This window comes from Ureibacillus terrenus, from assembly GCF_006569205.1.
GTDB classification, from domain to species: Bacteria; Bacillota; Bacilli; order Bacillales_A; family Planococcaceae; genus Ureibacillus; species Ureibacillus terrenus.
Genome location: NZ_VIGD01000017.1, coordinates 39647 through 53372, shown reverse-complemented (window position 1 = coordinate 53372; position 13726 = coordinate 39647). Strand labels below are relative to the sequence as shown.

The 13726-nt window shown below is 42.5% G+C and carries 13 protein-coding genes; 4 read left to right on the top strand and 9 right to left on the bottom strand.

Annotated elements, in window-relative coordinates:
* Positions 1-312: 312 nt before the first annotated feature.
* Positions 313-678 carry a YlaH-like family protein gene (locus FKZ59_RS12040; protein WP_408057506.1) on the bottom strand — a complete coding sequence of 122 codons (366 nt, stop codon included), beginning with the start codon at positions 676-678 and terminating at the stop codon, positions 313-315.
* A gap of 35 nt (positions 679-713) precedes the next feature.
* Positions 714-2561, bottom strand: a complete 1848-nt coding sequence (gene typA, locus FKZ59_RS12035; RefSeq protein ID WP_141603006.1) for a translational GTPase TypA — start codon at positions 2559-2561, stop codon at positions 714-716.
* A 120-nt stretch (positions 2562-2681) separates the two neighbouring features.
* Between typA and FKZ59_RS12030 the strand changes: the two genes are divergently transcribed.
* A complete protein-coding gene (locus tag FKZ59_RS12030) occupies positions 2682-2867 on the top strand; it encodes a DUF5325 family protein (protein WP_141603005.1) in 186 nt (61 codons plus the stop codon).
* A 59-nt stretch (positions 2868-2926) separates the two neighbouring features.
* On the opposite strand, the gene FKZ59_RS12025 is transcribed toward FKZ59_RS12030, so the two are convergent.
* Together FKZ59_RS12025 and FKZ59_RS12020 are read right to left on the bottom strand one after the other, a co-directional pair.
* Entirely contained in the window at positions 2927-3739 is an 813-nt protein-coding gene (locus FKZ59_RS12025) for an inositol monophosphatase family protein (RefSeq protein WP_141603004.1), read from the bottom strand.
* A 334-nt stretch (positions 3740-4073) separates the two neighbouring features.
* A complete protein-coding gene (locus tag FKZ59_RS12020) occupies positions 4074-4271 on the bottom strand; it encodes a hypothetical protein (RefSeq protein WP_141603003.1) in 198 nt (65 codons plus the stop codon).
* A gap of 117 nt (positions 4272-4388) precedes the next feature.
* Here FKZ59_RS12020 and FKZ59_RS12015 point away from each other — a divergent pair, with 117 nt between their 5' ends.
* On the top strand, positions 4389-5018 hold the full coding sequence (locus tag FKZ59_RS12015) for a YktB family protein (protein ID WP_141603002.1): 630 nt from the start codon (positions 4389-4391) through the stop codon (positions 5016-5018).
* Between the two features lie 229 nt (positions 5019-5247).
* Here FKZ59_RS12015 and FKZ59_RS12010 read toward each other — a convergent pair whose 3' ends face one another.
* Together FKZ59_RS12010 and FKZ59_RS12005 are read right to left on the bottom strand one after the other, a co-directional pair.
* Positions 5248-5526 carry a UPF0223 family protein gene (locus FKZ59_RS12010; protein WP_141603001.1) on the bottom strand — a complete coding sequence of 93 codons (279 nt, stop codon included), beginning with the start codon at positions 5524-5526 and terminating at the stop codon, positions 5248-5250.
* A gap of 29 nt (positions 5527-5555) precedes the next feature.
* Positions 5556-6515 (bottom strand): NAD(P)H-dependent flavin oxidoreductase, encoded by a 960-nt coding sequence (locus FKZ59_RS12005; RefSeq protein ID WP_141603000.1) that lies wholly within the window; start codon positions 6513-6515, stop codon positions 5556-5558.
* A 147-nt stretch (positions 6516-6662) separates the two neighbouring features.
* Here FKZ59_RS12005 and FKZ59_RS12000 point away from each other — a divergent pair, with 147 nt between their 5' ends.
* A complete protein-coding gene (locus FKZ59_RS12000; RefSeq protein WP_141602999.1) occupies positions 6663-8132 on the top strand; it encodes an aminotransferase class I/II-fold pyridoxal phosphate-dependent enzyme in 1470 nt (489 codons plus the stop codon).
* A gap of 248 nt (positions 8133-8380) precedes the next feature.
* Here the strand turns inward: FKZ59_RS12000 and FKZ59_RS11995 are convergent, their stop codons facing one another.
* The 3 genes from FKZ59_RS11995 to FKZ59_RS11985 form a co-directional block, all read right to left on the bottom strand.
* Positions 8381-9058, bottom strand: a complete 678-nt coding sequence (locus tag FKZ59_RS11995) for an LrgB family protein (RefSeq protein ID WP_141602998.1) — start codon at positions 9056-9058, stop codon at positions 8381-8383.
* Positions 9033-9470: a CidA/LrgA family protein gene (locus FKZ59_RS11990; RefSeq protein WP_246045887.1), complete on the bottom strand. Its 438-nt coding sequence runs from the start codon at positions 9468-9470 to the stop codon at positions 9033-9035. Before FKZ59_RS11990 ends, FKZ59_RS11995 begins: the two co-directional genes overlap by 26 nt.
* A gap of 167 nt (positions 9471-9637) precedes the next feature.
* Complete coding sequence (locus FKZ59_RS11985) at positions 9638-12724, bottom strand: efflux RND transporter permease subunit (RefSeq protein ID WP_141602997.1); 3087 nt, start codon at positions 12722-12724, stop codon at positions 9638-9640.
* 108 nt (positions 12725-12832) lie between these two features.
* On the opposite strand from FKZ59_RS11985, the gene FKZ59_RS11980 reads away from it, so the two are divergent.
* Positions 12833-13687 carry a TetR/AcrR family transcriptional regulator gene (locus FKZ59_RS11980; protein WP_181733288.1) on the top strand — a complete coding sequence of 285 codons (855 nt, stop codon included), beginning with the start codon at positions 12833-12835 and terminating at the stop codon, positions 13685-13687.
* Positions 13688-13726 lie beyond the last annotated feature (39 nt).

The following is a 13726-nucleotide window of genomic DNA, read 5'->3' as shown; positions in this document are numbered from 1 at the left end:
ATTGATCAAGAGCCACCATTTCCAATTGATTTCGATTATTGTCAGTACGCTTCGATAACATCCTAAATTTCCCCCGTTAACCAAGAATTCTATCCCTATTATACAAAAAAAGCCTGTAGATTTGGCCACTAGTTTGGGACTTTGTCTACAAGCTGACATCATTTTCTCCAAAGAGAAAATGATGTTTTTTGATCTGTTATTAAAACTCTTTCAGCTGCCCCGATCATTTTTGGTTTATGTCCCAGCCTCAAATCTATGTTTCTATTTTCAGTTGAAAATGATGATGGCAATCACAAAGCTGTTTTTCTTTTCTTACGAAGCTTCTTTTTCTTCTTTTTTCTCTCTCCATAAACGGATTTTATAGAGAATCAGTACAAGGGTAGCCACTATTAAACCTTCTATCATTGGCAAGAATAAGGCAAAAAAGGTTAATAGAATACAGCCCAAAAATAGGAAAATATAAATAATTATATTTTTCCCCACGCTGAGTTTTTTAGCAAACCCCAGCTTGTACACGATGGCGGAAAGGATAAAAACAAGGAAAAAGATAATATATCCTGCCACTTGGTTATTCGGTGCATTTTCGTATACATAACGAGTAACTGCTGACATGCGGTTAAACACACGATCTGTGTCACTGATTGGTGCAGATGCCAAAATCAAACTAAACAGCTTCAAGTCGAACAACACCTTTCACATTCCCATGAAGAGAATTATTCTTGCTCGGCGTATTTTTGTTTTTTCGCCAATTTTTCTCTTTCACTTTTATTTAAAATTTGTTTTCTTAAACGGATGGATTGTGGTGTTACTTCCAAATATTCGTCATCATTCAAAAATTCCAATGCTTCTTCCAGTGTCAAAAGGCGCGGTTTTTTGATGACCGCTGTCTGATCTTTCGTTGCGGAACGGATATTCGTTTTTTGTTTTTGTTTTGTGATGTTGACGGCAAGGTCGTTCTCCCGGCTATTTTCCCCGACAATCATTCCTTCGTAAATATCCGTGCCCGGCTCTACAAATAGTGTACCACGATCTTCTATCTGCATCATACCATAAGTTGTCGCTTTTCCAGTTTCCATCGATACAAGAGCCCCGTTATGGCGGCCACCGACACGGCCAGGAACAACCGGTTGATAGCTGTCAAAGGAGTGGTTGATGATTCCGTACCCTTTGGTGATGGACATAAATTCCGTTGTATACCCGATCAATCCGCGGGATGGCACCATGAAAATGAGGCGGGTTTGTCCATTGCCGTTATTGATCATATCCACCATTTCGCCTTTGCGATTGCCCAATGATTCAATCACGGCACCCACATATTCTTCAGGAACATCCACTTGTACCCGTTCCACCGGTTCGCATTTGACTCCATCGATTTCTTTGATGATCACTTTCGGTTTTGAAACTTGCAATTCATATCCTTCGCGGCGCATATTTTCAATCAAGATGGATAAATGAAGCTCTCCTCTGCCGGAAACAATCCATGCATCCGGTGAATCGGTATCTTCCACCCGCAATGAAACATCCGTTTCCAATTGCTGTTTTAAACGTTCTTCCAGTTTGCGGGCAGTCACAAATTTCCCTTCGCGCCCCGCAAACGGAGAATCGTTCACAAGGAACGTCATCTGCAATGTAGGTTCATCAATGCGCAATGGAGGCAATGCTTCCTGATGATTGATATCACACACCGTTTCTCCCACATTGATATCATCCATACCGGAAACGGCAACGATATCGCCCGCGCTTGCTGATTGAATTTCTTCCCGTTTCAGGCCGGAGTAGCCCAACAATTTTGTTACCCGGTATTGTTTCACAGAGCCGTCCAATTTCATAAGTGCCACAGATTGTCCTACATGAATCGTTCCCCGGAAAATGCGTCCAATACCAATCCGGCCCACATACTCATTGTAATCAAGCATTGTTACCTGGAATTGCAACGGTTCATCCGAATTGTCCACTGGCGCAGGGATATGATCAATGATCGTATCAAATAGACATTGCATATTGTTTTCCTGTTTTGCCGGATCCGGATCAAGACTTGCCGTACCATTGACCGCTGAGGCATAAACCACAGGAAACTCCAATTGTTCTTCATCAGCGCCCAATTCGATGAATAGATCCAATACTTCATCGACCACTTCCAAAGGGCGGGCTGAATCTTTGTCGATTTTATTCACTACCACAATCGGCGTCAGTTTTTGTTCCAGCGCTTTTTTCAGAACGAAGCGCGTTTGGGGCATGCATCCTTCAAAGGCGTCGACAACGAGCAGCACTCCATCGACCATTTTCATGATCCGCTCTACTTCGCCTCCGAAATCGGCATGTCCAGGAGTATCCAAAATATTTATTTTTGTCCCTTTATAGTGAACGGCAGTATTTTTTGCTAAAATGGTAATACCGCGTTCACGCTCTATATCATTGGAATCCATTACCCGTTCTTCCACATGTTCATTTACGCGAAAAGTCCCGGACTGTTTTAATAATTGATCCACCAAGGTTGTTTTGCCATGGTCGACATGTGCAATAATGGCGATATTGCGAATATCTTCACGCAAGTTTTTCATACTTCCACTCCAATTTCTTTGTTCATAAGGTCAACTGTGTTATTATATCACAAGAACCTTAAAATTGTCCTTTTTTGAAAAATACATTTTACTATCCGGAACCGAAAAGGGGGGCATCAAATGAATATCGCGAAATTGGTTATGGCACTATTTTCCATCGCAGCGCTGCTATCCATGATTGCAATCGGCTATGCGATTGCCATCAAAAGCATTATTTCCATCATTGCCAGCATCATTGCGCTAGTGGCTGTCTTTGGAATCGGATTCAACATGAAAAAGAAATTCCGTGAAAAAGGGCTGCTATAACGGAAAGTGCTCGCCACTTGATGGCCGAGCACTTTTTTTGCTTTTCAACCGCTTACCGGTTATTTGGAATGCTGTTTCTCCTCTTTCAATTCAATGTATTGATCCAGCAGCACTTGATGAATGGAAGGATTCGCAATCAGGAATGTATCTTGGGTTAATAGATTGACAGGTTCCCCTTTCAGATTCGAAACAGCCGCACCAACCTCCTGGGCGATTACCGTGCCGCCTCCGATATCCCATGGAGCCAATCTCATTGATAAATAGGCATCGAGTTTTCCGGTCACCACCAGGGCAATCTCCATCGCGGCCGAACCATAAGAACGGGTTCCCCGCACCGTCTTAATAAGCTTCGTAATTTTTTCATGATTGATTTTTCCGTTCGGAATCACCCAGCTTGAATTGATCCCAATGATCGCTTCCTCAATTGTCATAGGCTGCAATTTGCCAAGAGGCTGCTTTCCAAGAAATGCTCCTTCGCCGCGGATGGCGTATATGAGTTCATCCCTCATGACATCATATAAATATCCCAGTTTGCCGGCCCCATCTATAAAGAACCCGATCGAAATCATAAAATTGCGACCTTGTTTAATGAAGTTCATGGTGCCGTCGATCGGATCGATGATCCAAAGAGGGCCATCCAATGACCGGATTTTATCCCCCATCCCTTCTTCCCCTAAAATTTTATGGGACGGGTCCAAATTCTTTATTTTGTCCACAAAAAATTGTTCTATATTCCGATCGATATTCGTAACCAGATCATTGGCACTTGCTTTCGTTTCTATAATCAATTCCTTTGAAAAAGAATCGCGGATCTGTTCTCCGGCATCAAGAATTGTTTTTATTGCAAAATCATGTATTTTTTGTAAATTCATTTTTATAAAACCTACCTTCTATCAGAACAATCAAATCTTTCTATTCTATAATATTATTCCAAAATTCAGAATTTTCATAGTTAAAATATAGGAAGCTGCATTCCCATCCATAATAATTATTGTAACATGAATTTTATAAAAGGGCTCCCAGCCCCTTTAAATTGCAAAATATTTTTGAATCCTTAATTTTTTTCATTTCCTTGTTATTATTATATACTTTTTAAAAAGATTGCAAGAAAAAGGGGAGATTCAATAAGGATTTAAAAAAATTTCAAAAAAAAAAAATCACTTGCTCAATAAGGAAAGCAAGTGATTCTAACGGAAGGGAATTTGTTTACGCATAAGCGTGCAAACCATTTAATTCATCCTGGATTTCTTTCAAACGTTTTTTGCATCTTTCCATTTCTTTTGTATCATTTTCTTGCATTGCGGAATATAAAGAAGCCAATTCATAATCCAACTCTAATCGTAAAGCGCGCTCATATTGCTTTTCAATATCTACTTTGCGGATAATTTTAATCATTTGTTTCATGCCCATCACTTTCCTTTCTTCTGATTTTTTGTCTCAAGGTGAAGTGCTGTTTGTTACAAAATTTTTCCCAAAAACCAAGAAAAATAAACATGTGATTGAAAAAGGAGGAAACAATTCATGGTTGATGTCAAGTGGACAAATGCCGATTTTGATGTTTTTACCATTGACGGTTTAGAACGCCGAATGGATGCATTAAAATCCATCGTCCGTCCAAAATTTCAAGCGCTTGGCGAATATTTTGCCGGATATTTCAGTGCCAAAACCGGCGAGGAATTTTTTGCCCATATTGCCAAACATGCAAGAAGGACAGTCAATCCGCCAAATGATTCCTGGGTGGCATTTGCTCCGTATAAACGGGGATACAAATCGCTTCCTCATTTTCAAATTGGGCTTACAAATCAACATTTATTCATTGTTGCTGCAATTATTTATGAAGCTCCACAAAAATCTTCCATGGCGGAACGTTTGCTGGGATCATTGGATTCTTTTCGCAAGTTGCCTGGGGATTTCATTATTTCGGGCGATCATACTTCTCCTGATGCCATTCCTTTGGGGGATGCATTGGACCATCAATTGGAAAAGCTGCTGATTCGTCTGAGGGATGTCAAAAAAGGAGAATTTCTGGTTGGACGTCATATTCCACGTGAACAATGCATAAATCTAACTTCGGAAGAGTTTTTAAAATTGGCTGAAAATACGTTCGATGCTCTTCTGCCTATTTACGACATCATGATTGGAAGAAATTGAGAATTTTATTGGAATTTCTTTGTTTTCATTCCTTTATTTTAATCCATTGGGAAATCGTTTATTTCCTGCTATATGTTGTATAATTAATATGCTCAAAGCGGCGGTAAACATTACAGTTTTCCTTTGCTTTTTTTCCTCGGGACGACTTCTATTCAACTTTCCGCCATCATAAAATTTCCTTTTGGAACAGAAAAAGGAGCATGATGATATGCTCCTTTTTTTTTCGCCTTTATTCCGTTTTAAAAGAAATCCAATCACCGTCTTTCAATTCCCTCGCCTGTTTCACTACCGGATAGCTGGCATATCCGCTGACCTCTTCAAACTCGCGGAACAGCGTCTTTTCTTCCGCTTTCGAAGGAACGATTTTTTTGAAACGCCGATACTTTTCAATTATCTCTTCCCTCTTGATTCCTTTTTCGTAGGCCTGTTCAATCCCTTCAAAAAATTTTACGACCGTAATAATTTCCTCCGCCGTCCAATCCGGAGAAATAGGATATGCATATTGCATTGTCTGAACCTCACTTTGTATAGTTTTTCTTATCTTCCCCACTTTGAGCGTATTTCTTCCGCCTGCCGGATCATCCGGTCAAACAATTCTTTCACCGTCGGGACATCTTTGATGAGTCCGGCAACTTGGCCTGCCCAGCCAAAGCCGTTTTGAATATCCCCATCATAAATGAAACGTTTATTTGCCTCTCCGCTAATATATTCTTTCAACGCTTCGTATGTTGGGTTTTCCTTTTCAATCTGCAAAATCTTTTCGGTATACTCGGTTTTCAATGCCCGGGCAGGAGTGCCAAGGGAACGCTTAATGACCGTTGTATCCGTTTCGGAACTCTTTAAGAGGGCCTCAATATATGCAGGGGATGCATGGACGCACTCTTTCGTTGCGATGAATCTGGTACCCATTTCAATTCCTTCCGCCCCCAAAGCCAGAGCAGCCATCAGGCCCCGTCCATCTCCAATTCCTCCTGAAGCGATGACCGGAATGGACACGCTGTCCACGACTTGCGGAACGAGCACCATTGTCCCGACATCATCCCGTCCCAAATGGCCGCCGCCTTCCTGCCCTACAACCATCACCGCATCGGCGCCAAGTTCTTCGGCTTTTTGGGCTTGTCTGCGCGCCGCCACTAATACTAACTTTTTCACATCCACTCCTTCAAGCAATTTGAACATCGGCGCCGGATTGCCTCCGGTCATGGAAATGACCGGCACTTTTTCTTCAATCGCCACTTCCACCATCGGCTCATATCCTTTGCCATAATTGCCGAAAGCAAAATTCACTCCAAAAGGTTTATCGGTCTTTTCTCTTGTTTTCCGGATTTCTTCCCTTAATTGTTCGGGGGATTCCAAAGTGAGCGCTGTAATTTGCCCGAGTCCCCCGGCATTTGATACGGCTGCCGCCAAATCCGAATAGGCCAAGTAGGCGAGTCCTCCCTGGATGATTGGATATTGTATTCCCAACAATTTCGTGATTCTTGTCTCCCAATTCATCATGCCCATCTCCTTTTTATCATATTGATAAAATAGTTCTTCAATAAAACCTGAATTTCCTTTAAATTTATATAGCAAGTACAGCCCATAGATGCTATAATTTTTTTGTTTTATAAAAATGATAACAAAAGCGAGGTGGTACCTGCGTTGTCACAGTTAGAGACTCCTCTGTTCGACGCATTGCTCAAACATCGAAACAGACATCCGATCCAATTCCATATCCCTGGACACAAAAAAGGGCAAGGAATGGACCCTGCTTTCAGAGAATTCGTTGGAGACAACGTTTTATCAATCGATTTGATCAACATTGCCCCACTAGATGACCTGCATTCGCCAAAGGGCGCGATCAAAGCGGCGCAAGAACTCGCCGCGCAAGCCTTTGGTGCTGACCATACATTTTTTTCTGTACAAGGAACTAGTGGTGCTATTATGGCGATGATCATGTCTGTCGTCGGTCCAGGAGATAAAATTTTGGTACCACGCAATGTCCATAAATCCACTATGTCAGCCATCATCCTTTCCGGGGCGATTCCGATTTTCATTTATCCGGAAGTGGATGAAGAATATGGAATCACTCACGGAATTAGTGCCGAATCGGTCGAAAAGGCGATCAACACATACCCAGATGCGAAAGCTTTGCTTGTGATCAATCCGACATATTATGGATTTGCTGCCGACTTGAAGCGCATTGTCGATATTGCGCATTCGGCTAATATACCGGTCATCGTTGATGAAGCCCACGGAATCCACTTGAAGTTTCATGATGCACTTCCCATCTCGGCAATGGAAGCTGGGGCAGATATGGCTGCAACAAGCGTACATAAGCTGGGGGGATCATTGACGCAAAGCTCCGTTTTAAACGTCCGGGAAGGGCTTGTGAGCGTCAATCGGGTGCAATCTGTATTATCGATGTTGACAACGACATCAACCTCATATCCGCTGCTTGCATCCCTAGATTGCGCCAGAAGACAATTGGCCGTCCATGGCCATGAATTGATCGACAACACAATTCGGCTTGCAAAGGAAGCCAGAAAACGGATCAAGAAAATTCCGCATTTGAAGGTGGCGGGAAGAGAGAGGCTCCATTCATCCGCAACCTACGACATGGACCCTACCAAGCTATTGATCAGCGTAAAAGATTTGGGCATTACGGGCCATCAGGCGGAGGAATGGCTGCGGCAAAACGCCAACATCGAAGTCGAGCTTTCGGACCTTTACAACATCCTTTGCATCATCACATTCGGAGATACAAAAAAAGAAGTGAATTTGCTTGTGAATGCGTTGCAGCGCATGTCCCAAGCCTTTGATTCGGAAGCATGCATAAAGGAAACGGAAGTAAATGTTCCGGATATACCCGCTCTTGCCATGACGCCAAGGGATGCCTTTTATTCCAGCACGGAAGTGATTCCTTTTAAAGATTCAGCGGGTTATATTTGTGCGGAATTTATCATGGTCTATCCGCCCGGCATTCCGATTTTCATTCCTGGAGAAGTCATTACGGAAGAAAATATCAGGTACATTCAAATGAACATTGAAGCGGGGCTTCCGGTGCAGGGACCTGAAGATGCGAGCCTGAATACGATCCGGGTCATAAAAGAAAGAAAGCCGATTTATTAGTTTAATATATCCATGCAAGAAACCGGGAACAACCGGCAATAAAGGGGAATCCGGACCTGATCGGATTCCCTTTTTTCATTGAATCAATGAAAAGCGTGGTAATTTTCAATGGACTTCCCCCTTGGGCAAAAAAGCTACCTCGTCGAAAGGCTGCTTTTTGAAGATGGTTTAGGTCTCAATGAATGAACCCTATTGAAACGGCCGTTTTCTGGTTGAACGGCGTTTCCGCACCTAATCGGCACAGATTCTTACATCAATAGATATACGAATAATGGGCAGAAAATCGCACCGGCTACCGCACTGAGCCCCATTGACAGGGAACCGATCGACAAATCAAGTTCGCCATAATCGACCAGCTTTGCCGTACCGACCCCGTGGCTGGCGCTCCCCATCGCAATTCCCCGGCTGATCGGGGACTCAATTTTTCCAAGGGTGAAGACCACCGAACCAAGAAGGGCACCTGTAAATCCTGCAATCAATACCAATACGGCGGTCAGCGGCGGAATCCCGCCAATGGTTTCGCTTACATGCATTGCTACAGGTGTGGTAATCGATTTAGGCAATGCGGTCAATATGTATTCTTTGTCGATTTTAAATACGACCAACAGCGAATATACGCTCAATAGCCCGCTTACCATCGCGATGACTATCCCTGATAGAATCGTATATTTATATTTCACCACTTTATCCCATTGATTGTACAATGGGTAAGCCAGCGCCACAACAGCGGGTCCGAGCAAATGCTGAAGGTACCGCCCCCCCTTCATGTAGGTGTCAAAAGGAATATTCAACAGCAACAGACCGCTGATGATGATGATGCTTGAAGTCAAAATCGGCATGAGCAACGGAGAGGGATATCGGGTATATAATTTTCTCATCAACAAGAATATAATAACCGTACTAATGATGGATACACTTGCCTGCATGCTCCGCTTCCCCCTTTTCCTTCTTTTCTTTCATCTCCAATTCTTTTTTCTCGATCCACTGGGAAATTATGCCCGTCGTTAGCAGCACAAACAGCGTACTGATAATCACCGATGCCAAAAGCAAAGTTCCGGATACGGAAATCAGCTGTGGATAATCAATAATTCCGATAATCGGAGGGATAAAAAATAAAGTCATAAAGGCGATTAAGAAATTGGCGCCCTCTTTTATATAATCCACCTTGATCCATTTGAAATGCAAACAAATAAACAAAAGCACCATTCCGATGATGCTTGCAGGCAATGGAAGGTGGGTGATGTCCACAATCAATACCCCTGCGTAGTAAAAAATATACAAAAGCAAAACCTGAGCGACAATCCGGATCACTTTCATACATGAACGGAAAAAGTTCATCTTTTTCCAAAACTCACCTCCCGTATCCGTTATTTTATACTTGTGACAAACTGTTGTCTATCTTTTGTTTTCGAAAAATCGGAAGAATTCGAATTTTGAAGATGGATTTGAAGTTTTCATAGATAAATAAAAAAGAATTCGCCGCTGTGGCGAATTCTTTTTTTGAATCAGTCCTCTTCAATTTCAACACGATTCTTTTTCAACATTTTGGATAATACTTCGTAGACGATCGGCACCACAATCAGTGTCAGCATGGTTGAACTGAACAGACCGCCGATGACGCAAATGCCCAAGTCTCTTGAAATCATGCTTGTTCCTTCAGCGCCTATCGCAAGCGGAATTAATGCTCCGATTGTTGCGATGGCTGTCATCAAAATCGGACGCAAGCGAGTGGCACCTGCTTCCAGTATTGCCTCACGCATCGGCATGCCGGTACGTTCCATGTTGATAATCCGGTCCACCAATACAACGGCATTCGTTACAACAATACCGATCAACATGAGCATTCCCATCATCACCGATACGGAAATCGTTTCTCCCGTAATCCAAAGGCCGACCAACGAACCGATTACGGTAAACGGCAATGAGAAAAGGATGACAAATGGAGCCAAACCTTCACCAAATGTCACGACAAGGATGAAGTAAACGATACCTACTGCGACGATCATCGCAAACCCTAATTGTGTAAAGGCTTCTTTCATATCGGCTGTAACGCCTTCTTCCCCGAGTTCAACCCCTTTTGGAAGCTCAAGCTTTTGAATTTTTTCATCAACTTCCGATGAGGCTTTTGTTACGTCTTTACTTGTTACCGTACCGGATACGGTCGCGTACAATTGTCCCTTGCTGCGGGATATTGTATTGGAAACCGTGCCTTTTTCCACTTCGACGATATCTTTTAGTTGCACAGGGGCGCCTGTAGCGGACGGCACAGGTTGATTCAATAATTCATCAAAGGATGGAGCCAGGTTGACATTCCGTTTCACAACAACATCAATTTCGGTTCCGTCTTTTTTGAGAGTTGTCAACACTTCATCCTGCTTATTAGGATTCAGCATCATCGCCAGTTGGCCTGCTGTCAAGCCATACTGCAACAGTGTTTGTTGGTTCACTTTTAATGTGAATTCATCATAGCGCTCTGATAGTGTCGTATCTACATCTTTTAAATTTCCGGACTCTTTCATGATGCTTTCGATGTCGGAAACAACTTTTTCGATTTTATCCAAGTCTTCGCCATAAACGGTATAGCTTAATTCGTTGTTGGCCAACGACATATTGAAGTTTTGGTTAACCCATTTACCGGATTGATTTAAACCTTCAATATATTTGACGATTTCATCCTGTACTTCATCGAAGTTTTCGGTTTCATCGTCAAAAATGACATACATCAGTGCTCCGTCAGTTCCCATCATGCCCATCATGGCCATCATGGCTCCGCCGCTGCCTCCGATGGATACTTGAACGATTTCCACATCATCGCGGGCCAGCAATTTATCTTCAACGACTTTTACATTTTCCAATGTTTTTTCCCGTGTCTCACCAGGCTCAGGCGTATAAGTGAGATACATGACTTTTTCCTGATCAGTGGATAGGAAACTGAACCCGATGACCGGAATCAAGAATAAACTTCCTACCAGCAGGGCAATTGCAACCAGCGATGCAATGGCTTTATGATCCAATGACCAGCGCAATACTCGTTTATACCAGGATGCCAAGGTACTTGGTTTGGAATGTTTGATTTTTCCGCCTTTCCTGTCGCCGTACAATTGTTTCTTAAATAGCGTATGGGAAAGGGACGGAACGACGGTAATAGCCACCAGCAAAGATGCCAGCAGGGCGAATGCCATTGTCAAAGCGAATGGCGTAAATAGTTCGCCTACCATGCCACCCACTAATACAAGAGGCGCAAAAACGGCAATCGTTACAAGCGTGGAGGCCAAAATCGGCTTAAACATTTCGATCGTTGCCGAACGGATTAACGCGCGGCCCTTCAATTTTTCGTCTTTCAGGTGCAGTCGTCTGTAGATATTTTCCACGACGACAATCGAGTCGTCAATCACCCGTCCAATAGCGACGGTCATCGCGCCAAGGGTCATAATATTCAACGTAATATCCATTTGGTGCAGAATCGTAAATGCGATCATCAGCGATAATGGAATAGATATCACGGAGATGATCGTCGATTTAATATCCCTTAAGAACAACAAGATGATGATAATCGCAAATCCGGCACCGTATAATGCCTTTCCTAGCATCGTCGAAATGGATTCTTCGATCGGTTCCCCCTGGTCTAGGGTCACATCGATATGCAATCCGTCATATTTTTCTTCCAGTTCTTTGATGATATCTTTCGCTTCATTGACCACTTCAACCGTATTGGCTTCCTGTCCCTTTACAATCTGGATGCCGATGGCTTCTTTTCCGTTCGTGCGGGAAACGGATTCAACTTCTCCCACCAATTCCACTTTCGCAATATCGCCCAATGTCACAAAAGGCATCGGATGTTGGGCGGTAGGCGTAACCGGAATCATCAAATTTTTCAGCTCATCAACGGTTGTAAATTTTCCGTCCACCACAACGGATTGCTCTTTGTCTTCAAACGGATATAGACCGAGCGGAGCTTTCAAGTCGCTCGCTTGGATCATTTGTTTCACATCATCTTCCGTTATGCCCAATGAAGCCATTTTTCCTTCGTCATATTCGATTTCGACTTTATTCACATGCTGGCCGGATATCGAAACGGAAGAAACGCCATCAATGCCTTCCAGCTTAGGCACAATGACCTCTTCGACAGTGGAAGTCAATTCGGCGATATCTTCTTTGTCGCTTGAAACGCTCAACGCCAATATCGGGAAGGTGTTTACGGTAAATCTGGCAATTGTCGGTTTTTCCGCCGTATCCGGGAATGTCATGCCATCAATAACGGAACGCAGCTCCCGCTCCGCGTCGATCATGTCCGTTCCATATTCATATTCGACCTGTACGCTGGACATGTTCGCATAGGATGTTGAATAAACGCCCACGACTTTCTTTAAGTTTTGCACAGCCTTTTCCAAAGGAATTGAAATATCATTCATGGCCTGTTCAGGTGTCGCACCCGGATAGACGGTCATGACACTGATATACGGTATGGAAATGTCGGGAATGGTCTCTTTGTTCATCCGGGAAGTGGAGTAAATCCCAGTGGCCATTAGAATGATGGCCAACAACCAAACAGCCAGCTTATTTTTGATGACGAAATTCACTAATCCATTCAATTCGAACCCACCTTTTTTGACTAATCCGTCACATTTTATTATAATAATTGACCAAAAGGTCACTGTCAATGAACCAGGAATATTTCTTTCATGTCCGGAGGAGATTTTGTGTCAAAGAAAAACATAATCATGGAAAAAGCGATTGAACTTTTTTCGAAAAAAGGCGTTGAATCGACGTCCATTCAAGATATCACGGAAGCATGCGGGATTTCGAAAGGCGCCTTTTATCTCAGTTTTAAATCAAAAGATGATTTATTGGTGGAAATAACCGATTATTTCATAAAAAAATTTATTGCTGTCCAAAACAAAATTTTGGATGACAACATTCCAGTCGATGAAAAATTGCCAAAGTTTTTTTATTTTAATTTCAAACTTTTGGAAGAGCATTATTCCTTCATTTCCATGTGTATGCGCGAAAATTTCCAGCCGATGAACAATGAAGTCATTAAAAAAATAAAAGAATTTAACGCCATTCAGCATGAAGCGTTGTTATCCATCATCCATCAAACCTATGGAAACAGGGGCGAACAATTAAAATATGATTTACTATTAGTTGTTCGTGGTTTATTGGTCAGTTATACCGAATTTATTACGACGCATCCCCAAAAATATAATTTGGAGCGTCTTGCCGATTGCCTTGCCGAAAAAGTGAACATAATCGCCGAACATAGCAAACTGCATTTTGTTACCGAACAGCTGTGGAATTCAATAAGTTATGCCCATATTGAAGAAATGGTATCAAAAGAGTATATTTTATCTTTACTTGAACAATTGAACAGCCAATATAAAGAAATGCCGTTAATTGAGGAATCGATTGCTCTATTGATGGAAGAAATGAAAAAAGAAAGACCGAGACTGGCCATCCTGAACGGTCTTGTTTCCAACCTGGAAAACCTTGAAGACTTTTCATTGGTTGTTTTTCTCCTTAAACAATACGTTTTGAATCTTCAAACGGTTTCATAAATACAAAAAAAGGAGCAATCGCGCAGATTGCTCCTTTTT

Coding starts and splice junctions, on each gene's coding strand:
- FKZ59_RS12005 (WP_141603000.1), bottom strand. CDS start 6,515: ATGAATTGGGAGACAAGAATCACGAAATTGTTGGGAATACAATATCCA.
- FKZ59_RS12015 (WP_141603002.1), top strand. CDS start 4,389: ATGGTTGATGTCAAGTGGACAAATGCCGATTTTGATGTTTTTACCATT.
- FKZ59_RS11990 (WP_246045887.1), bottom strand. CDS start 9,470: ATGAACTTTTTCCGTTCATGTATGAAAGTGATCCGGATTGTCGCTCAG.
- FKZ59_RS12010 (WP_141603001.1), bottom strand. CDS start 5,526: ATGCAATATGCATATCCTATTTCTCCGGATTGGACGGCGGAGGAAATT.
- FKZ59_RS12030 (WP_141603005.1), top strand. CDS start 2,682: ATGAATATCGCGAAATTGGTTATGGCACTATTTTCCATCGCAGCGCTG.
- FKZ59_RS12020 (WP_141603003.1), bottom strand. CDS start 4,271: ATGAAACAAATGATTAAAATTATCCGCAAAGTAGATATTGAAAAGCAA.
- typA (WP_141603006.1), bottom strand. CDS start 2,561: ATGAAAAACTTGCGTGAAGATATTCGCAATATCGCCATTATTGCACAT.
- FKZ59_RS11995 (WP_141602998.1), bottom strand. CDS start 9,058: ATGCAGGCAAGTGTATCCATCATTAGTACGGTTATTATATTCTTGTTG.
- FKZ59_RS12025 (WP_141603004.1), bottom strand. CDS start 3,739: ATGAATTTACAAAAAATACATGATTTTGCAATAAAAACAATTCTTGAT.